Annotated in this window: 18 protein-coding genes and 1 tRNA gene; 10 read left to right on the top strand and 9 right to left on the bottom strand. The window is 60.9% G+C overall.

Features of this window, described 5'->3' with window-relative positions:
- Positions 1 to 229 precede the first annotated feature (229 nt).
- From DN745_RS12035 to DN745_RS12020, 4 genes are all read right to left on the bottom strand, one after another.
- Entirely contained in the window at positions 230 to 2,047 is a 1,818-nt protein-coding gene (locus DN745_RS12035) for a vWA domain-containing protein (RefSeq protein ID WP_111335171.1), read from the bottom strand.
- A gap of 79 nt (positions 2,048 to 2,126) precedes the next feature.
- Positions 2,127 to 3,398: a hypothetical protein gene (locus tag DN745_RS12030; RefSeq protein WP_111335169.1), complete on the bottom strand. Its 1,272-nt coding sequence runs from the start codon at positions 3,396 to 3,398 to the stop codon at positions 2,127 to 2,129.
- A gap of 195 nt (positions 3,399 to 3,593) precedes the next feature.
- On the bottom strand, positions 3,594 to 4,763 hold the full coding sequence (locus tag DN745_RS12025; RefSeq protein ID WP_111335168.1) for a KamA family radical SAM protein: 1,170 nt from the start codon (positions 4,761 to 4,763) through the stop codon (positions 3,594 to 3,596).
- A 57-nt stretch (positions 4,764 to 4,820) separates the two neighbouring features.
- Entirely contained in the window at positions 4,821 to 6,416 is a 1,596-nt protein-coding gene (locus tag DN745_RS12020; protein WP_111335166.1) for an NAD-dependent epimerase/dehydratase family protein, read from the bottom strand.
- Between the two features lie 318 nt (positions 6,417 to 6,734).
- Here DN745_RS12020 and DN745_RS12015 point away from each other — a divergent pair, with 318 nt between their 5' ends.
- From DN745_RS12015 to DN745_RS12000, 4 genes are all read left to right on the top strand, one after another.
- Entirely contained in the window at positions 6,735 to 7,643 is a 909-nt protein-coding gene (locus tag DN745_RS12015) for a metal ABC transporter substrate-binding protein (RefSeq protein WP_162687634.1), read from the top strand.
- Positions 7,644 to 7,647: 4 nt separating this feature from the next.
- A complete protein-coding gene (locus DN745_RS12010) occupies positions 7,648 to 8,400 on the top strand; it encodes a metal ABC transporter ATP-binding protein (protein ID WP_111335163.1) in 753 nt (250 codons plus the stop codon).
- Between the two features lie 61 nt (positions 8,401 to 8,461).
- Positions 8,462 to 9,376 carry a metal ABC transporter permease gene (locus DN745_RS12005; protein ID WP_111335161.1) on the top strand — a complete coding sequence of 305 codons (915 nt, stop codon included), beginning with the start codon at positions 8,462 to 8,464 and terminating at the stop codon, positions 9,374 to 9,376.
- A complete protein-coding gene (locus DN745_RS12000) occupies positions 9,357 to 10,274 on the top strand; it encodes a metal ABC transporter permease (RefSeq protein ID WP_111335160.1) in 918 nt (305 codons plus the stop codon). Before DN745_RS12005 ends, DN745_RS12000 begins: the two co-directional genes overlap by 20 nt.
- A 93-nt stretch (positions 10,275 to 10,367) precedes the next feature.
- Here the strand turns inward: DN745_RS12000 and greA are convergent, their stop codons facing one another.
- On the bottom strand, positions 10,368 to 10,853 hold the full coding sequence (gene greA, locus DN745_RS11995; RefSeq protein WP_111335158.1) for a transcription elongation factor GreA: 486 nt from the start codon (positions 10,851 to 10,853) through the stop codon (positions 10,368 to 10,370).
- Between the two features lie 459 nt (positions 10,854 to 11,312).
- Positions 11,313 to 11,861, bottom strand: a complete 549-nt coding sequence (locus DN745_RS19355; RefSeq protein ID WP_162687633.1) for a YaeQ family protein — start codon at positions 11,859 to 11,861, stop codon at positions 11,313 to 11,315.
- Between the two features lie 465 nt (positions 11,862 to 12,326).
- Between DN745_RS19355 and DN745_RS11985 the strand changes: the two genes are divergently transcribed.
- Positions 12,327 to 13,562 (top strand): DNA gyrase C-terminal beta-propeller domain-containing protein, encoded by a 1,236-nt coding sequence (locus DN745_RS11985; RefSeq protein ID WP_111335155.1) that lies wholly within the window; start codon positions 12,327 to 12,329, stop codon positions 13,560 to 13,562.
- A 50-nt stretch (positions 13,563 to 13,612) separates the two neighbouring features.
- On the opposite strand, the gene DN745_RS19350 is transcribed toward DN745_RS11985, so the two are convergent.
- Positions 13,613 to 13,912, bottom strand: a complete 300-nt coding sequence (locus tag DN745_RS19350) for a hypothetical protein (RefSeq protein WP_133621882.1) — start codon at positions 13,910 to 13,912, stop codon at positions 13,613 to 13,615.
- A gap of 336 nt (positions 13,913 to 14,248) precedes the next feature.
- Between DN745_RS19350 and DN745_RS11980 the strand changes: the two genes are divergently transcribed.
- Positions 14,249 to 14,569 (top strand): hypothetical protein, encoded by a 321-nt coding sequence (locus tag DN745_RS11980; protein WP_111335153.1) that lies wholly within the window; start codon positions 14,249 to 14,251, stop codon positions 14,567 to 14,569.
- A gap of 10 nt (positions 14,570 to 14,579) precedes the next feature.
- Positions 14,580 to 14,801, top strand: coding sequence for a hypothetical protein (locus DN745_RS11975; protein ID WP_111335152.1), 222 nt, complete (start codon positions 14,580 to 14,582; stop codon positions 14,799 to 14,801).
- Here the strand turns inward: DN745_RS11975 and DN745_RS11970 are convergent.
- Positions 14,798 to 16,354 (bottom strand): lysophospholipid acyltransferase family protein, encoded by a 1,557-nt coding sequence (locus tag DN745_RS11970; protein ID WP_111335150.1) that lies wholly within the window; start codon positions 16,352 to 16,354, stop codon positions 14,798 to 14,800. The genes DN745_RS11975 and DN745_RS11970 overlap by 4 nt on opposite strands.
- 285 nt (positions 16,355 to 16,639) lie before the next feature.
- Between DN745_RS11970 and DN745_RS11965 the strand changes: the two genes are divergently transcribed.
- Complete coding sequence (locus tag DN745_RS11965; RefSeq protein WP_111335148.1) at positions 16,640 to 17,488, top strand: RIO1 family regulatory kinase/ATPase domain-containing protein; 849 nt, start codon at positions 16,640 to 16,642, stop codon at positions 17,486 to 17,488.
- 90 nt (positions 17,489 to 17,578) lie between these two features.
- Here DN745_RS11965 and DN745_RS11960 read toward each other — a convergent pair.
- Positions 17,579 to 17,651: transfer RNA gene (locus DN745_RS11960), tRNA-Leu, on the bottom strand.
- A gap of 428 nt (positions 17,652 to 18,079) precedes the next feature.
- Here DN745_RS11960 and DN745_RS11955 point away from each other — a divergent pair.
- Together DN745_RS11955 and DN745_RS11950 are read left to right on the top strand one after the other, a co-directional pair.
- The gene (locus tag DN745_RS11955; RefSeq protein WP_111335146.1) at positions 18,080 to 18,826 is read left to right on the top strand and encodes a hypothetical protein; all 747 of its coding nucleotides are present in this window, start codon (positions 18,080 to 18,082) and stop codon (positions 18,824 to 18,826) included.
- Between the two features lie 231 nt (positions 18,827 to 19,057).
- Positions 19,058 to 20,008, top strand: a complete 951-nt coding sequence (locus DN745_RS11950; protein WP_111335144.1) for a hypothetical protein — start codon at positions 19,058 to 19,060, stop codon at positions 20,006 to 20,008.
- Positions 20,009 to 20,051: the final 43 nt, after the last annotated feature.

Below are 20,051 nucleotides of genomic sequence, written 5' to 3'. Positions count from 1 at the left end.
TCGGCGGTCACCCCCAAAACTACCACCTAGTCATTGGTGATGCAATTGATTTAGCGTTTATTTTGGTGGTGCGGCGTGGGATGGGGGGCAGATTTAACAATGGTCGGTCGGGCTGTCACGCGGCCGACAGAGCGAAAAAAGGGCCATGACTCCGGGGAGTCATGGCCCTTTTTTATGCGGTGGGTTCGCGGTGATTGCTATTGCCTGCGAGCACGAAGCCTGGTTGGCATCAGGGGTTGATGCCCGAGCCGCAGATGCAGCTGGGGTCGGGCTCGCCGGGTCCGTTGGCCCAGCCCTCGAGATACTCTTCAAAGGTCGCGCCTGAGACGGTGTCGGGTCCGTTCGGGCAGACACAGACATTGCTCTGATAGCAGGCGGCCGGGGCGTATCTGCCCTCGAGGGACATATTCTCGAAATCGGAGTCCTGCCAGCTATCGTTGAGGTTGTCGACGCTGCCGTCGCAGTCGTCGTCGATGCCGTTGCAGACCTCAGGCATCGGCCCGAGCGCCTCGCATTGGGCGACCGCGTTGACGCAGAACGCCTCGCCCATATCGCAGCGGCTGGTCACGGCGTTGTCAGGCAGCGGGCCGGGGCCGGTGGCTTCCATGGTGGCAGGGTTGCAGAGATCGCCCTGCCAGACCACGTCATCGACGACGCCGTTGCAGTCGTTATCGAGCCCGTCGCAGGTGATCTCGGGCGTCTCCGGCGGCTCGACTCGTTGCGCGCTGCAGTCGAGGGCGCCGCTGCTATCGCAGACGGTTTGGCCGCTCTGGGCGCAGACGCCGAGTTGTCCGTTATCGCAGGCGTCGCCTTCGCCGATCAGTGGTTGCCCGCACTGGGATTTGGGCATGCAAACGTCGGTGCCCTGGTTGCAGGTCCAGGTGCCCACCGGGCATTCGCAGGTGCCCGGGGCAGGCACCATGTCGGAGCCTGCGCAGTCATTGCCGGTCGGGGCGACGCACATGCACGCGCGGGTGACCTCAATATCAGGGGCATCGGGAACCGCCAGGCTGCCGTTTCTAAGAGCGACGCAATAATTGCCAAGCAGGCGAACCTGCGTTCGGCTTGAGGAGGCCCACTTCCACCCCTGAGGTGTCATCGTCGAGTCTTCATGGAAGATGCGGTTGGAGCCGGAGTTGGAGTTGCCGTTGAGCTGGATTTTTAGGCAATCGTAGTTGGTGCAGCCTTGAGCCGGGTCTTCCCATTCGGGAGTGGTGGGGTTGCCCGTCAGCGTCGCGATGTCGAAGGTGCAGGCGATTTCGTCGGCGAGTTGGTTCAGGGCGTTCTCGAGCGCGGTGGAGTTGTCGGCCTGGATGCTACCCTCACAATGTCCGTCCCAATGCGACGCGTCGTATTGGTGGCTGCCGGGGGCGCAGGGGTCGCCATTGTCGCAGGAGCCGGTTCCGCCGGCTGCTGCTGTGACGTTATTAAAGTTTTCATCGGTGCCATCGCCAAATCCGACGACATAGAGCGGGGCAACGTCGCGGTGTGCGCAGGCTGCTTCCACCGCGAAGTCGCGCAACTCGTCAGGCGTCCCGTAACTCCCGCGGTTGGGCTCGCCGTCGGTGATAAGGATGCCAGCCGCTGCGCCCTGGGATGCTTGGATGGTCTGGCTATCTTTCATGGCCAGAATCGCGGAGCCGATCGGGGTGCCACCTCCCGGATTCTCTGCGTTGAGGACGTTCATAATATCGGCGTGAGTATTCTCGGCGGCTTCGACCTCGATCTCGATGCGAAGCTCGCTGCCAGTACTATTGGTCGTAAAAAGTCCGAGTCCGAATCGCAACTCATCCGGGGTCGACTGGGTCATATCCGCGGTGAGCGAATCGATGGCGTTGATGGCGTCTTCCCATTTGTTGTCATCATCCATCGAGCCGCTCTGATCGAGCATCAGCATGACCTGAGGGACCGGGATATTTTCGGTCTCAAAAGTCTCCGTCGGCGCGCAGGTGGGGTCGTCGAAATCCCAGGCGAAGGCCGGCGCAGCCAGGATTGTGCTCACCAAAAGGGAAGATACGGCGCTCGAATATTTAATCCACCGACTCATAATATTTCTCCAGACGGGCGAAGTCGCCCATGTGCTTGGCTTAACGCGTTGATCCTACAGGCGTCGCTACTCGCTGGGATCACGGCGAACTAATATCGATCGCGTAGGTGAAATCGCCGCTGCTTTGAGTGCGTCGGTCGATAACCAGATAAACGTCCTGGTTTGTATACCCTGAGGGGACCGTCCATTCGGCGGTTCCGGCGCTTCCCGAGCCGGTCATCGCGGCCTCGCAGGTCGGGGCGGCCTGGCAGTCGGTCATGAAAAACATTGCGCGATTGCTGCCCGCGGCGACCGAGACAACCTGACCCGCGTTAAGGCTTTCGAGCTTGAAGATGACCTCGGGCCCGGGGGTCGGCAGCGGGGTGCCTTCGACGGTGCAGCTAGCGTTGGACTCGAAATTCAGATTCGCGGGGTAGGCAGCCAGGTCGCCCGAGAAGCTCGCCGAGGCCGACACCGCGATGGCGTTAGCGCATACCGAGCCGTCACATTGGCCGGCGTTGCAACTGTCGGCGCAGTCGTAGCTGAGCGTGTTATTATTGCCGCCGCAAACCTCGAGGACGTCGCCGTTGCAGGAGGATTCGCCCGGCGAGCAGCTCTCGGGGGTGGCGCTCAGGGTCAGGCTAAAATCATTGCCGCGCCCCACCGTTTGCTCCACGACCAGGATGACCGTGTCGCCGGCGTTGGCCGACAGGCTGCTATTGGCGTCAAAGCAGAGTTCTTCGCCCGGGGCCTCGCAGCCGTCGAAGCGAAAGGAGACGGTCGCGTCGAATTGCTGCGGCCAGCCGGCCTCGAAGCTTATTCGGCTTTTCTGGTCGACCGTGAATTTGTAGACCTTTTCGCTGCCGACGCCGCCACTGCAGTTGTTGCTCAGAATATCCGAGGCGCCCGCGGTGGTGTCGTTGATCGTCAGCGGCGCGCCCGGGCTAAGGGTGCCGATATCTTCGGCGGCCGCGCATTTATTGGCAGGCGTGTCTTCTTTGCACAGTCCGTCGACGCAGATCAGTTCGCCCTGGCAGGGCGTCTGGGGGCATGCTGGGACCGGGTCGACGTCGGGGGTCGTGGTGTCCGCGTCGGCGTCCGACTCGCTGGAGCCGTCTGGCTGGACGTCCGGATTGAGCGTCGCGTCTGGGTTTCCGGTATCCAGGTCGCTCCCGTCGCTCCCGTCGCCTTCGTCTCCAGTGGAGTCACTTGTCGAGTCCGCGTGTCCGGTGTCCGGAGCAACGCTAATATTGGAGTTATTCTCGGTTGCGTCGTCGGAGCAGCCGCTTACGCTAAGTAAGCTTAATGCGAGCGCGCCAATTATCAATGTGAAAAATGAGCGTGGACTCAGTTTATGAAGGCGGTCGTTCATGAGCGAATCCTCAGGAGAAACATCGATATTGTGCGATCTATGCGCATGCGCAATCACGGAATCGCCGCAAACAATATCTTTGGAAAACAGATAAATACTCGGGTTATACTTTGAGACTCTAACCAAACCCGTCATTTGATACAAGTGAATTCCAAAATCACCGATAAAATAATCCCCTCTGGTTTTTGAGTGATTCTATGAGCTCGAGTCGGCCAGGTCGACGAATTCGAAGGTTTCGCCCGCCCAATTCTGGAAGGTGATTTGCTCGCCGATAACCCCTTCGATTTCGCAGGGTTTGCGGTCGATAATATAATCGGGGGACAACTCAATCTTGCCGCCGCCGCCCGGCAGGTCCACCACGAAGTCAGGAATGCCCATGCCGCCGATGCGTCCGCGCAGGTATTCGACGATGCGAAGCCCGGTGCTCAGGGGTGTGCGGAAGTGGGTGATTCCACGCGCCATATCGCATTGGAGCATATAATAGGGGCGACAACCGTGGATGAGCAGCTTGCGGTTGAGCTCGAGCACGGTCTCAGGGTCGTCGTTGACGCCCTTGAGGAGCACCATTTGATTGCCGAGCACGCAGCCCGCGTCGAGCAGCATGCGAAGGGCGCGCGCGGCGTCTTCGCCGAGCTCGCGCGGGTGGTTGAAGTGGGTGTGCAGATAGAGGGGGCGCACGCCGCGCAGCATCTCGCAGAACTCCGGGGTGATGCGCTGCGGCAGCGTCACCGGGTTGCGGGTGCCCAGGCGGATCACCTCGACATGCTCGATCTCGCGCAGCCCGTGGAGGATCTCGCCCAGGCGAGCGTCGCTTAGGGTGAGCGGGTCGCCGCCGGAGACGAGCACGTCGCGCACGGTCTTTGTGCGCCGAATATAATCGAGGCCCTGGGCGATCTGGGTGCGCGAGGCAGCGGTCGTCGGGTCCGAGACTTTGCGCTTGCGGGTGCAGTGGCGGCAATACATCGGGCAATTATGACTGGCATAAAAGAGCACCCGATCCGGGTAGCGATGCGTGATGCCGGGCACCGGCATATGCGCCTCTTCGGCCAGCGGGTCATCGAGCTCAAACGCGTACTCGACCAGCTCGCCGGGGTGGGGCAGCGCCTGCAGGCGGATGGGGCAGCGGGTCGGGCCCGCGGGGTCGCAAGACGCCTCCATCAATGTTGCGTAATGAGGCGTGATCGCGACCCGAAACGCCTCGCTGCTCGCCGCAAAGGCCGCGCGCTCGGCGTCACTTAGGGCGACGACCGCCTCCAGCGCCTCCACGCTGCGCAGGCGGTTTTGCTGCTGCCAATGCCAATCTTGCCATTGCTCGGGGCGAATATCAGCCCAGATAGCCGGGCGCATCTCGTAGGTGGTGGGCATCTTGTGTGGGGACCGCTTTTTAAGGATAGACTGCGTTTTGTGCGCGGATGAATCGAGTCAGTGGAGCAGGCGAAAGGTCGCCATGCTCGGGAGCAATTGCGAGCGCATATGATAGCTTAATTCGACATGTCCGACGACATCGGCGTTGGCATCTTTTATGTCGCCGCTGACGTGGGTGAGCGCGTCCAGGGGGCGCAGCGGGTTGACGGAGCAGGACAGGCCGAGGCGGTGCGGGTTGCCCTGGGCGTCGTCAAAGCCCATCTCCCAATAGACGCCACCCTCCGAGAGCAGGCGTACTTGAATGGTGCCGCGAATCTCGGCGTCTTCGACAAGCCCGCCGATGCTCAATTTCCCGTCAATATTCCCCTCCAGATCGAGCGCGAGGCGAGTGATTGTGGGGAATTCGGTCTGTAGGAGCAGGGTGACGGGGGCGGTGTCGCCGGTCTTTTCGTCGACCCATTGGCCTTCGAATCGGGTGCGGAAGGCAAAGCCGAGACTCTGCTTTTCGTCCTGGATGCGTACCTGTGTTTCGGTGTCGAAGCGCGGCGCCCAGTCGTGGGCCTGATACCAGCGAATCGTCTCGACGATGCCCTCGCGAAAGTCGGTATAGCGCGCCGCCCAGCCGAGCTCTTTGAGCGCGTCGGCGCCGAGGATATTGTCTTTCTCGACGTAGAAGAGCGCGTTGCGGTCGACCCGGGGGCGAAGGGGACTATTGAGGTCCTGTTGTTCTTGCAGGCGGCGCCAGCGCCGGCGCAAGATCTTTCGCGCGATATCGAAGACGATATCGTGGTCGATCAACGGGCTCAACGCGGTCCACAGCGTCGTATTCGGGAAGGGGACCAGCGCGCCAACTTCGAGGCGATAGGCCTCGGTGATCGATGTGACGACTTCGCCAAAGCCAAGCGCGGTGTCGTCGGCGACGTTGAAGGTTCGCTCAAAAGCGGCCGGGTTATCCAGCACGCACAGCGCGGCGGAGGCGGCGTCTTCGACGTAGCACCAGTTGGTGCGCGGCCCGCCGGTGATGCCCGGCAGGTAGGGCATAATGTCGCGCACCAGCGGCGGGAGCGTTGTGATGCTCGCGCCCATCTTGGTGCAATGCGGCCCGTAGACCAGCGCGGGACGCAGGATGCTCCAATGCGTGGTCTCGGGTTGATGCGGGAAGACCTGCTCGCTGTCGATCTTGCTCTGCTCAAACGCGTTGCTCGCCGAGAGGCGGTCGCTCTCGTTGCGAAACCCCGGGCCCGCCTCGTAGATCGCGCCACAGCTAAAGTGCACAAAATGCGCGACGCCGTTGGCCTGGCTTGCGCGGTAGAGGTCGCGCACCAATTGCACGTTGACCCCGGCCAGCTCGGTATAGCTCTCCGAGAGGCTGACGATGGCGGCGGCGTGGATGACGAAGTCGCATCCCTGGGTCAACGCGTCGAGGTCGGCGGCCGACAGCTCCGCGAAGCGCCAGTCGACGTCGGTCAGCGGGTCAAATAATCCGTCCACTTCCAGGGCATCGGCGGCCGGGAACCGGTCCGCAGCGCGCACCTTCATGCCGGCGTCGAGCGCCGCGCGGACCACGTGGCGCCCTACGCCGCCGGCCGCGCCGGTGACGAGGACGGTCTTGCCGGCCTTTGAGGACGTCTTCGCTGCTGATTTATCAGTCATTATTGAGCCAGTTTTTTTGTGTCATAAATTGCAAGTCTTTCAATCCGAAATGGCTAACATAACCCTTTCGGATTGTCAGCATCAGGCGTTTGTTTCTGCGCCTCGCCCACCTCTTTATACCGCGCGCGAGGCCCACACGCGCCTTGGGGGCCGTGGGGCCGGGTTGGGGGGCGTAAATAGGTTGACATAAGCACTTAAAGGGCTATGTTTAGTGCAGGCTAAGTTTTTATTATGCCTTGTCTTATTTATGAAGCATATCACCTCCTTACCAAGCGTTAGAATCCGATGCGACTCATCCTACGAACATTTATTCTCTGCATGGCACTACTTCTGGTCAGCGGTTGCGAAAAGAAGACGCCGCCGATCCCCGAAGATGGGCGTCCGATTGTGGTGGCCTCGACCACGATGCTCACCGACCTGGCGCGCCAGATTGGCGGGGACGCGGTGCGCGTGGAGGGCATTATGAGCCCGGGCGGCGACCCGCACCTCTACCAACCCACGCCCAAAGACGCGCGCCTGGTGGCCAGCAGCCACCTGGTGATCAAGAGCGGCTTGCACCTGGAGGGTTGGATCGACGATTTGCTCGACAACGCCGGGGGCACGCGCCCGACGGTCGTCGCCTCCCAGGGCATCACGCCCCTGCATATGGAGGGCTTCGCCGGCGGGGTCGACCCGCATTTCTGGTTCGACCTGCAGGCCTGGACCATCGCGAGTCGAAACGTCGGCCGGGCGCTGATCTCATTGGTCGGCAAGGACACCCCGAAGGGCGAGGCGATTCGCCAGCGCCTGGACGCCTATTTGCAACTTATTGGGCGGCTTGATGTGTGGGTGCGCGACCGCCTCTCGGGCATCCCCAAGGAGCAGCGCATTCTGGTGAGTAGCCACGACGCGTTCAACTATTTTGGCAAAGCCTACAATATCGAGGTCGTCGGCGTGCAGGGCATCAGCACCGACCAGAAGGCCAGCCAGCGCGACGTGGCCAATATTATCGAGAAGATCAAAAAGCATAAGGTCAGGACGGTCTTCGTCGAGACCTCGGTCAACCCGGCGTTGATCGAGCAGGTGGCGCGCGAAACCGGCGCCGCCATCGAAGGGCCGCTTTACTCCGATAGCATCGGCGCGGCCGACGGCCCCGCGGGCACATTCGTGGGCACCATGGTCGAGAATGTGCGCATGATCGGCAAAGCCCTCGGCGGTGACTATCGCGAATTCCGATTGGAGCCCTGAGCCTATGACGTACGCATTGCAGGTCGAAAATCTGACCGTCTCTTACGGCCGCGGGCCGGTCGTAAAAGACGTCGCTTTCGCGCTGGACCCGGGCGACCTGGTCGGCATCGTCGGCCCCAACGGCGCCGGAAAATCCAGCATGATCAAGGCCATGGTCGGGGCGCTGACCCCGGACACCGGCACGATTCGGGTGGGGGCGGATTCGGGCAAAAAAGCCACGCGCCGCATCACCTACGTGCCCCAGCGCGGCGAGGTCGATTGGGACTTCCCGGTCACCGTCGAAGACGTCGTGACTCAGGGGCGCTACGGCAAGGTGGGCCTGCTCGGGCGCTTCTCCAAAGAGGACCGCCGCCTGGTCAAAGAGGCCATCGACCTGGTGGGCATCGGCGACCTGGTAAAGCGGCAAATCGGCGAGCTGTCGGGCGGCCAGCAGCAGCGCGTGTTTTTGGCGCGCGCGCTGGCCCAGCAGGGCGATATCTACCTGCTCGACGAGCCGCTGGTGGGCGTGGACGCGACCACCGAGTCGGCCATCGTCGACGTACTTCGGAACCTGCGCGACGCCGGCAAATCCGTCATGGTCGTGCACCATGACCTTTCGACCGCGCGCGAGTATTTCGACAAGGTATTGCTGATGAATAAAGAGCTCATCGCCTTCGGCCCGGTCGAGGAGGTCTTCACCCCGGAGCTTCTGCAAAAGACCTACGGCGGCCGGCTCACGGTGCTCGGCGGCGGGAGCGTCGCGGTGAGAACCGGTTGATTTCGCCGAAACCTTCCGCCTCTTAAGACCACTAGAATCGACTTCGTCGACTTGGAAGATAATGCAGGGCTTTTTTACATCCGAAACCTTCGCCAGATCGGTCGAATTTTTCTCCTTTCAATATAGCTTCACCATCTACGCCTTGCTCGCCTCGATGTTGGTGGGCGCGGTGTGCGCGGTGGTCGGGGCGTTTTTGGTGCTGCGCGGGATGTCGCTTCTGGGCGACGCCGTGGGCCACGCGACCCTGCCGGGGGTGTGCGCCGCGTTCATCATCGTGGGAGCCAAGGAGATGGGCGCGCTGCTCATCGGGGCGCTCGTGTCGGCTTTTGTCGCGGCGCTTATGGTCGGCGCGATCTCGAATAAGCCGCGCACCCGCCCGGACGCCGCGATTGGGGTCATCTTGTCGGTGTTCTTTGGCATCGGCATCGTGATGCTCTCCTATATTCAGAATTCACCAACCGCCGCCCAGGCAGGGCTCGACAACTTCCTTTTTGGCAACGCGGCGGCCGTCTCGCTTGAGCAGCTCTACCTGCTCGCCGGGGTGTGCCTGGTGCTCATCGCGGCGGTCGTCATCTGCTTTCGCTACCTGGCGGTGTCGACCTTTGACCCGGTATTCGCCCGCTCCATCGGCGTGCCGACGCGCGCGCTTCACTACGGCCTGCTGGGCGCGCTCTCCGTCGCGGTGGTCGTCTCGGTGCAGGCGGTGGGCGTGGTGTTGGTGGCGGCGATGTTGATTATTCCGCCGTCCTCGGCGCTCTTTTTGACCAACCGGCTCCCGGGCGTCCTCATCATCGGGGCGATCCTCGGGGTTTTATCCGGCGCGCTCGGCGCGTTCACGAGTTATCTGTGGGAGGGCGTGGCGACCGGGCCGGCGATGGTGTTGTGCGCCGGGTTCTTCTTCGCGCTGTCGCTGCTCTTTGGGCCGCGCGGCATGTTTAAAGATTTGGGAGGACGTTATGCTCGACTATCTGATTGAGCCCTGGTCCTGGGGCGCCTGGATGTGGCGCGCCATGCTGGCGTCGGTGCTCGCCGCGATTCCGCTGGCGGTGCTGGGCGTGTTTCTATACCTGCGGCGTATGAGCCTGGTGGCCGACGCGCTGGCGCATGTGGCGCTGCTGGGGATTGTCGTGGCGTTTCTCGTGACCGGGTCGCTCGAAGGCCCGGTGATGCTCGCCGGGGCGACCGTGGTCGGCCTGGTCGCGGCCATCAGCATCGAGACCCTGGCCCGGCGCCCCAATGTGCGCGCAGATGCCGCGATCGGCATCGTCTTTACGGTGCTCTTCGCCGCAGGAATTATCCTGGTGTCGACCTCGGTGCATGACGCCCATATCGACACCCAATGCGTGCTCTTTGGTAACCCCTTAGCGATCTCGGACCGCGCGCTCTGGATGCTCGGCGGCGTCGCCCCGGCGGTCGTGCTCATGGTCGTCTTCTTCTACCGCTGGCTGTCGGTGAGCACCTTCGACCCGATTCTTGCGGCGAGCATCGGCATCCCGGTCACGCTGGTGCATTATGGAGTGATGACCGCCGTGTCGATCACGACGGTGGCGAGCTTTGAGACGGTCGGCAGCATCCTGGCGATTGCGCTGATGATCGTGCCGGCGGCGACCGCGCATCTTCTGGCCAACCGCCTGTCGACCATGCTGCTGGTGGCGGTGGGGCACGCGGTGATCTCGGCGGTGGTCGGCGTCTATGTGTCGATCTGGGTCAACGCGTCGACCGCCGGCGCCATCGTGGTTGTGGGCGGCGTGCTCTACGCGCTCGCCTTTATCTTCGCCCCGCACGGCTTGCTTCGCCGAAGCCTCCAGCGCCGCTCCTATCGGGCCGAAGCGCTCCCCCAGTCCGCCTCCGCCATCGCGCAGAAGAGCGCGTAAAAACAAAAAAAACGGCCCGAATATGACTTCAGCCCGCAACGCGGGCTGAGTCCGATTCGGGCCGACTCATTTGGTGCTCTAAACGTCAGGGGTTCAGCAGTTTTCCGGGAAGCGTACCGCGACGATTTCGACCTCGCGCGTGCCGCCGGGCGTCTTGATTTTGACCTCTTCGCCGACCTCTTTGCCCATAATCGCGCGCGCGATAGGGCTGGCGTAGGAGAGCTTTTTGGCCTGGATATCAGCCTCGTCATCGCCGACGATTTCGTAGACCTTTTCGACATCGTCGGTGAAATCAAAGAGCGTGACGGTCGCGCCGAAGAGCACGCGGTCGCCCGACAATTTGCTCGGGTCGATGATCTCGGCGTTGGACAGCTTGCCCTGCAATTCCTGGATGCGCCCCTCGTTGAAGGACTGCGCTTCCTTGGCGGCGTGGTATTCGGCGTTCTCGCTCAAATCGCCGTGGGCGCGGGCGGTCTCGATTTCTTCGATGATCTTATATCGCTCGACTTTTTTGAGTCGATCTAACTCGGCTTTGAGCTGCTTATGGCCAAAGACGGTCATGGGGATCTTGTTGCTCATAGCGGACTCGGGAGTTTCTAAATACGTGAATTGATTAAAGAATAAAGAATTGCGTTATGAGGGGGGCGCTCGACGATGTGTCTGCTGCGTCCAGGCCAAGCTTGAGCGCGCTGCCACGTATTCGACCATGCGTATCGCACCGCCTCATCGTGTCGCCTTGCCCATGTTGCCCGCGGACTTCGCATCCATCGTCGCCTACCGTCTCATAACGCAGTAACGACGTGTTGATGATAAGAATAATGCCCGGTTCACATGCGGGAACCAGGCAATCTCATCAACTTGAATGACATTTAGACTAACACAACGCGGCGCGGTTCTGTCAACACGGTTTATGGCGTTTTAGGCGGCGATTTTGCGTTTATTCGCAGAAATTAGCGTCACCGAGGCGCGGCCGGAGGGTGTGTGTCTGGTGTCCAAGCTGGGCGACAACAAGCCGCCCGTCTCGGCCACATAACCGCCTCAATTCCGCTTATATTCCGCGTGCACCACCGGCGTGCTCGACAGCGTCGTGTCGCCCACCGTGACATAGAGCGCGCCCTCGGTGCGCAGGATATCCCAGGAGCTATTGCGGGTGAGCAGCGCGGCGAGCTCGTCGATAAAGGCCGGGTCAAATGACGTCAGCTCGATCTCCTCGGCGCGGTGAATCGTGCCCGCCATCAGGTCGGCCACGATAAACTCCGGGTTTTTATGGGTATAGACGCAGACGCGGTCCGCCTGCTTGGTGATCTTATGGAGGCGCTCGGCAGACGGCTGGCCAATTTCGATCCATAGCGCGACGCCGCCCATCTCGTTGGGGGCCGACAGCGCCGGGTCCTCGGGGGTCGACACGCCCCGGCCAAAGCTCAGGTCGCGCTCGTATTCCAAGGCCATGGCAAGCATGCGGGTGACGAGGTAGGCGTCGGATTCGGAGGGGTGTTGGGCGACGCGCAGCTCGACGGTCTCATAGACGCCGCGGTCCACGTCGGAGATATTTAATTCAAAACGAAATAGGGTCGCCGTTAGGGCCATAGGATTCTCGTCGGGGGAGCGCGCTTTGCTGCGCGGGGGGCTGGCGCGGCGGAGCGTATCAGAGCAAAGGGCTGATTTGCCAGCCCGCTCGATAGCGCGGGCGCGGCTTTGACCCAGCTCGATGGGTCCAATGGCACGTTCGATGTGACTCTGGAGTGTCGCTGCGCCTCGAAAATCACGTTGGACGTGATTTTTGACCCATCGGGCTGCCAAAAAAGGGACGTTCGACGTGATTTTTGAGCCATCGAGCTGCCAAAAAGGGACGTTGGACGTGATTTTCGACCCATCGGGCTGCCAAAAAAGGACGTTGGACGTGATTTTTGAGCCATCGAGCTGACAAAAAGGGACGTTCGACGTGGTTTTTGACCCATCGAAGCACCATCGGGGGCATGGCCAAGCGGCCGGGCTTGGGCTTAAGATGTCGCCCATATCGTTAACCCCGAACCCCACTTGCCCGAGCCGACCATGACCGAAAAGCCCCAAGCCCCAAACCCCGCCAACGCCATCATCGCCGAGCTCCTCGAGCTCGCCAGAACCGAGTCGGCCGACAAGCTCTTCGAGCTCAACGCCGCCACGCTCTACCCGGAGCTCTACGACCGCGCGGCCGCGAGCTTCGACGGGTGGGACGCGGCGCTGGCCTCCGCCCTGGTGGCGCTGGCCACGCAATCGGCGACGCGCTCAACCCGCGCCCGAAAGCCGCGCCAGGCCGACGAGGAGCAGGTGGTGCGCCGGCCGGGGCCGCAGGCTGAGCAGCCGCTCTTTGCGCGCACCTCAGGCGGCGCGTTTTACGCCCTCGACCCCGCAGAGGTTCCGCTCTCGGACGCACCGGTTGTTCCCGCGACGCCCCAGGGCGCCGGTCGTATGGAGGCGCTTAAATATATCGGTGAGCCCGACGGGGTGGTCGTGTTCTCGGATCGCGGGCGCTATTTCGGCATGGACACGCGCATGGTGCCCCAGTGGGACGGTGAGATGCAAAACCGGCGCGTGCAAGACGTCGTACACCTGGATGATGGCGAGCAGATTATTGAGGTCGTGGAGCGCGATCTATTGCGCTACTCGTCGGGGTATGGGGCGAGCCAAAAGGGCGGGCCGAATCGGATGATTCACGTGACCCGCGGCGCAAAGGCGAAGGCCTCCGAGGTCTCGGAGCTCACCTATACCCTGGATCGTGAGGGGCGCGACGCGTTTCTCTTGAACGACGGCGACGTGCCCGTGGCGGTGATGGTCGGCGAGGCGGAGAATAGCGTTTTTTGCGCGTCGGCCATGGGTAAGGCGATTCATTTTGACGCGGCTGATATCCGCAGCATGGGGCTGGCCGCGGTGGGCGTAAACGCCATGAAGCTCGACGGCGACGCCGATGCGATCGTGGGCGCATTTTTGGGCAATAAAATCGAGCAGGTCGCGATTATCACCGAGCAGGGGTTGGGAAAACGCGTCGATTTCGCGGAATTTCGCCCGCAGAGTCGCGCCGGCGCGGGGCTTCAATTGCTGAAATTACAATCGGGCGACCGGGTCGCCAGCGTCGTGGCCTGCAAGGCCGACGAAGACCTGGGGATCTTCACCAGCCGCGGGCGCCTGCACCGGGTGCCGGCGACCGCCTTTGCGCGCATGGGCCGCCCGGCCAAGGGCGACCAGCAAATTGATCTTATCGGTGACGAGGTCGTCGTGCGACTGGTCGCGCTGCCTTGCGGCGGCGTTTAACCCACCGATTTGCGTGATGAAAGCGACCATGACGGGCATTGGTTTAAAGTTTAGTCATTGCATTGCGGCGCGTGTAGTAGTTCGCCTTTAACGTTGTTATCATCCACCGGCTCATAGCCATCCTCAATGCATGAATCTGAAAAGAGCCAATAGTCTCCATTGGAGTCGGTGGCGAGGACCATCATCTGGTCACATCCACTCGGTCCCCAATCGCTTCCAACAACTTGCTTCGTACCCCAACAGGTTTCATCTTTGTTATATTTTCGTGCCATGATGTCTGAAACACACCCTCCAAGGACGAGTGTCAGAGCTGCGAAAAGTGTGCTCAAAATGAATTTCTGTATAGTCATAATTATGTCTCCAAGCGTTAATTGGTATACTTAACCGATTTTCGTTTATGGTTCTTGTGTATTTCGCAGTTAGCAGGCGAAGATGGAGCGGCTGCGTGGGGCGAAGGCCCCACGCTTCTGCAAGGCCGTGGTCCGCGATTCGGGCCAAGGCCCGGCGGACCTTTCGATGATCGTGATCTCGAACAGCGGCTCCCACGCGGAAGCGTGGAATGGGGCCGATGGCCCTGCAAGAGCCCCAGGGCTTGCCCTGGGGTGGCGGACGAATAGTCAGAATTGGATGCCACATAAAGATGTGACTACTCATGAAGGCTCACCGTTGCAACCGAAGGATCGTCCATGAGTAACAAATCTGGCCGCTCCTCCGACATTATTTCCCTCCCCCAAAGCGGCAGCGCGCTGGGAGACATCGGCGAGTCTTTTTCTCCAGATATTTTTACGGGTTCTGGCAATTTCAGCGTGCCGATCTCTGTGCCGGGCGAACGAAATGGCTTTCAGCATTTCCTGGTCGCGGTTGAGCTTGTCTGGGAGGATCGCGCCGATGCAGAGGGCGAGTCGATCGATTCGTTCTCAAGCTATCGACAGGGCTTCGAGGTCATCGATCAAATCTCGAAGGGAAAGCTTACGACCGAATACGCGTATCACCGCAGGCGCGCTTGAGTCGGTGGCGATGTCGGGCACCGACACTCCGTCGGTCGAGCACATCGCCTACAACGCGAAGGGCCAGCGGATCCTCGCCGCGCTCGGAAACGGGGTGATGACCCGCTACGCGTATGACCCGAATATCTTTCGGCTCAGCCGCCTTCGGAGCGAGCGGTATGCCTCAAGCTCAACGCCCGAGACGGGCTACACGCTTCCCTTGGATGGGAGCGGCAAAAAATACGGCGCTTAACCCACGGATTCACTCAGCGCCGGGCGCGCACCTTCTGCCTCGGCGACCTCGCGATACCCCTCCCGCATCGCGTCGAGCTCGGCGATAATCTCGCCGCGCTCCCGGGCGAGGGTCTCGATGAGGCCTTTTTCGGTGCGAAACAGCGTGCGGGTGAGGATGCGCCGGCGGAAGCGCGCGAGCTGGTGGCGATACCTCAAAAAGAAGAAGCCGGTGGGGATGAGCGAGAAGAGGTAGCCGGCGACCAGCCAAGGGCTTTTGCCCGCGCCCCACCACAGCGCCGCGCCGTAGAGGGCATAAAAGAGGCTGAAGAAAAACGCCCCGCTCAACAGTCCGGTGATGGCGCGAATCGCCTCGTCGGGCGCCCGCGAGATGGCCAGCTTCGCCAGTTGATAGGGCACAAAATTATGCACAAGTCCCCAGCCCGCCGGCAGCGCGAAGAAGATCGCGTAGGCGGTGAATTGGAGCGCGGATTTTCGCGATGACAGCGTCTGCGGCGGGCGGTCGATAAAGTCGTGGCGCAGGTGCACCTGGCGGATATGGTCGCTGTGCGCCCACAGCCGAAGCCGGAGCGCGGCGACGCGCTGCGGGTCGTGCGCCTGATAATGGGCGAGGACGTCGGCGATCTGGCGCTGCGCCCATAATTTGTCGCCCAGCGGCTCGCTGGGGCGTTTGGTCGAGCGCAAACGGTCGAGCAACCAGGCGCGCCGGCCGCTGCGTTTGCCGGCATCCTCGTCGTCATCGAACTCCTCGTCGAGGGCGATATTGGCGATATTTGCGTCGCGAAGGGTCTCAAAATCGGGGCGCTCATCGAGGGCGACCTGCTTTCGGTACGCGACCATATCTTCGACCAACTCGGTCCCGTAAATCGGCCAGATATACTCAACCAATTCGTGCAATTGCTCGCCCTCGATATGGGCGCTCAAATCGCGCAGATTCTGGGCGAGGCGCTCGGTCAACTCTTGGACCGCCAGGCGCTCATCGACCTTGTGCATCTCGGCGTATTCGCGCGCGTCGATGGGCTTCCCAAAGCGCACGAGCACCGTCGATAAAAAGCGGTCGCGGTTCTCGAAGTTTAGGCCCACCGGCACGATCTGGACCCCCAATTGGTAATTATTCTCCTGCTCGGCGCCCAGGGCGATGCGCGCGGTGCCGGTCTTGATGCGCAGCACCTGGCGCTCCATGGAGTTTTGCCCCTCGGGAAAGATCCCGATGCACCCGCCTTTGGCCAGTACACCGAAGGCGCTGTCAAAGGCGTCCTCATTGCTCGCCCCATCGGTCTGCGGCGTGCGGTGGATCGGGATGACCCCGCAGTGGTCGAATAGGGTGGCCACCAGCGGATTCTTAAAGAGCGCGCTCTTGGCCATATAGTGAATCTGGCGGTTGGTCTGGGTCCCCAGAATGACGGTGTCCATGATCGAGTTGGGGTGATTGGCCGCGAAGATAACCGGCGCGTCCGCCGGGATTTGCTCGCGCCCGCTCGCCTGTATTTCGACAAAATAGACGGCGGTCGCGAGCTTAAGCAGGCGGCGAATGGTGCGATAGAGTCGGGTCACAAATCAATTCCGAGGCTGGCGGATGCGTCCGAGAGGGCAGGGCGATTGCCGGCCAAACTCAAAGGGACAACCGGTATCAAATATCTTCATTCGCAGACTAGTCAGGTTCATCGTTTGGAGCAAATAGGGGGATGCGCACCCCAAGATTTTGGGCCCTTCGGGCATCTTTAGTGGTGCTCAAGCATTGAATCGTGTAAGCGACGCGACCCCCGAGGGGAAACCTATGCGGTGTATGCAGCGCGTCGGGGCGTTTTATCGGTTTCGCATTAGAATTAGGGAGTAGAATTGAGGATACCAGCGCGGCTTCGGCCGCTGATCGAGTATGGGGTTATCACCGAGGTCGTTCGACCGTTGTTGAGCGGCAAAGAGGCCCAGGTTTATCTGGTCGAGTCGGGCGGGGAGCTGCGCGCGGCGAAGGTCTATAAGAGCACGCAGGAGCGCTCATTTCGCCACCGCTCGAGTTATACCGAGGGGCGAAAGGTGCGAAACTCGCGCGACCGCCGCGCGATGGGTAAAAATAGCCGCTACGGGCGCGAGCAGCAGGAAGCCGCCTGGAATACGGCCGAAGCCGATATGATCCGAAAGCTCCACCGCGCCGGCGTGCGCGTGCCCAAGCCCTACGATTTTGTCGAAGGCGTGCTCGTCATGGAGTGCATCCAGGGCCCCGACGGCGGCGTCGCCCCGCGCATCTCGGATTGTCCGTTTACCCGCGAAGAGGGCATCGAGGTCTGCGACCAGATCATCCGCCAGATCGTAAAGATGCTGTGCGCCGGCGTGGTCCACGCCGATATGTCGGTCTTCAACGTGCTGATGGCAGACGACGGCCCCGTCGTCATCGACTTCCCCCAGTCCGTGAGCGCGGCGAGCAACCCGCACGCCCGCAAGATCCTCTTGCGCGACGTCGCCAATATCACCGACGCCCTGCGCTTTGGGCGCGCCCCCCAGGCGCTGCGCTACGGCTATGAGATGTGGGACCTCTATGAGAACGGCGAGCTCGACGAGAACTCGGTGCTCACCGGCAAATACGACGTCCGCCAACACCAGGTGGACCCGGATATCCTGATGCTCGAGATGCAGCAGGTTGAGGAAGACGAGGCCCTGGCCGAGATGGACGACGAGGACTTTGATTATTGAGGGTGGGGCGCCCGGCGAGTGATTCAATAAAGACAAAGCCCTGGCGTGAGCCAGGGCTTTGTCGTGTCTGCCAAATTGTCTGTGAAGAAATACCCCCACCGAGATTCGAACTCGGACTGGATGGATTTTAAGTCCACTGCCTCTGCCGTTGGGCTATGGGGGCGCATTGGTCCGAGGTTATTAGCATATCTCGCCGGCAATATGAAAGTCTCATTCTGAGTTTCTTTCCCTTGTAATCGTCTCAAAATCACGCATCATGGGGGTATCCGTAAGCAGTAATAACTTATTTGGCCCCGGAAACGCGCGCGTATCTCGGTTGATACCGATATATGTCCTTTGGAAACGCGCGCGAGTCTCCCGGGGAATGGGGCGCATTATGCCGTCACGTCGATAGATTTCTGCTGAAATTGAGGAGGCTTTCAAAAAATGAGTGATCACAATGAATGGGATGAGGGTGGGTCGAATCATTACGCCGGGGCACAACCTCCAGGCCCCGCGCAATTGCCCGGGCAGCATCAATCGTTTGGGCAGGGTGGGCCGTCAGCCGGGCAATATGCGCCGACGGGAGGCGATGGAGGGATCTCAGGGCGCATGGGGCTGGTCTTTCAGCGCGCGTCCGGGTCGATATTGAGGGCGTGGCTGCTGTTGGCGTTGATCCAGTGTATTGCGCTGACCATCGCGGCGCTGCCGGCGATTGCGGCGGAGTTTGTGGATGATCTAGGGACACTGGCCGCTTTGGCCTCGTTCAGCTTAGGGCTTCTGGGCGTGGCGGCGCTCGTGTGTTTCGTCACGCTGGTGGGCCAGTGGGCGCTATTTATGCCGTTAAATAATCTGCTCTTCGTCGACCCGGTTGAGCGTCTCGGGGTGTGGGGGACGCTAATGTCCGTGAAGAGCGTCTATTTTCCGACATTGGCCGCGTTTCTGTTCTTAATAATCGGAGGGGCGCTTGGCGTGGCGATTTGTATTCTCCCGGGGTTCATCGTCGGCTTTCTATTCTGTCAGAGTTATTATCTGACCGCCGCGAAAAGAATGGGACCCTTTGCTGCGCTCGCGCGCTCTTTTAAGCTCAACACGAGGCATTGGACGAGCGTCATTTTGCTCCCGATCGGAGCGCTCGGCGTCCTTATAGTGGCCTCAATATTGCTGTCGGCGCTCAGCCTGGGTGGGTCGGCGACGACTCCAATGGATAGCCGCCTGGATGCGATTTCTCAGCTGTTACTATCGGAGATACTGTCGTTTTTCGTCCTGCAGGTGGCCTTTTTCTTGATATTTCTGCTTCACGCGGCGCTCTTTTCCTATATCGAAACTCAGGAAACCGGCAGACTGCCGGTCCAATGACGATCAATATTACCCGCGAATATGAGGCGTGTTCGACGCTTTCGCTCGCGGGTATCTCCCTATCCCCCCAGGAAGAATCTAAGGCCCCTCCCTTCGTGAATTTCTTGTCTCGGATCGCCTTCGACTTGTAATGAGCGCAGAATTGCCCATTATAGTCCGCGCGCAACACCGACATATTGACGCATTCATCTCTCAACCGATTTCGAAAGAAATTAAGGGGCAATTATTACGATGAGCAATAACGATTGGAATGAAGCAGGGCCCGGTCAGGGTGGCCAACAACCGGATAATTTCGGCCAGCCGCAGCCGCAGCCGCAGCAGCAACCGCCGGGCAATTTCGGTCAACCGCAGCAGCCCTATCAGCAGGGGCCGGGCGCGCCGCCGCCCAATCATAGCACGGGCAGCAGCGGCCTGACCGAGGGCTGGGGCGAAGGCGCTAGCCTGGGCTTCGACGAGATCAAGGCCCGCTTCTCGCTGGTGTTCGACCGCTCCAAAGGCTCGATCTTAAAGGCATGGATTGTGCTTGGCTTGTTGCCCCTGACGCTCGCGTTGGTGGGGAGCGTGCTGAGCATTACCGCCTACTTTGCGCCGGTCATCGGGCTCGTTGGAGTAATCGGCGTCGCGATTATGAACGTCTTTTTGCTCCCCGTGTCGATCGCCTTGACGATTGCGCAGCTATCGCTGTTCAAACCCTTGCACCGGCGTATCTTCGAAGATGCCCATGTGCAGATGGGCGTGATGGATACGATCGAGTCGACCAAGGGCGTCTTCTTCTCGGTGCTGGGTGTTTCGCTGCTGGCGGGGGTTGCATCTTTCTTCGGGACGCTCTTATGCCTTATCCCGGGTTTGGTCATCGGGTTTTTGCTGATGCAGTCGGTCTATCTTGCGGCGGGCCGGGAGTTGGGGGTGATGGATGCGATGGCGCAATCCTATGAGCTCAACAAGCGCTATTTTATGAGCGTATTGCTCGTCGTCGCGGCGGGGGTTTGTTCGGTCCTAGTTGGCGTTGCGATCCTGGTGCCGACCGGCTTTGTCGCCGCCTTCGCTGAGCCCTTCGGTGGGCTCTTGACCGCCCCGGTCAACTGGCTTGTCATGCAAGCCCTCTCGTTCGTGGCATTCCTCGTGCAGGCGACCATCTACTCCTGCATCGAAACCAAAGAAACCGGCAAAATGCCGGTCTAATTGGAACTGAAAATCCCCGTGGATTCGAGGCGTGTTCGACGCC

The sequence above is a fragment of the Bradymonas sediminis genome (assembly GCF_003258315.1).
GTDB lineage: Bacteria > Myxococcota_A > Bradymonadia > Bradymonadales > Bradymonadaceae > Bradymonas > Bradymonas sediminis.
The sequence above is the reverse complement of the archived record's forward strand: the minus strand, read 5'-3'. Positions and strand labels throughout refer to the sequence as shown.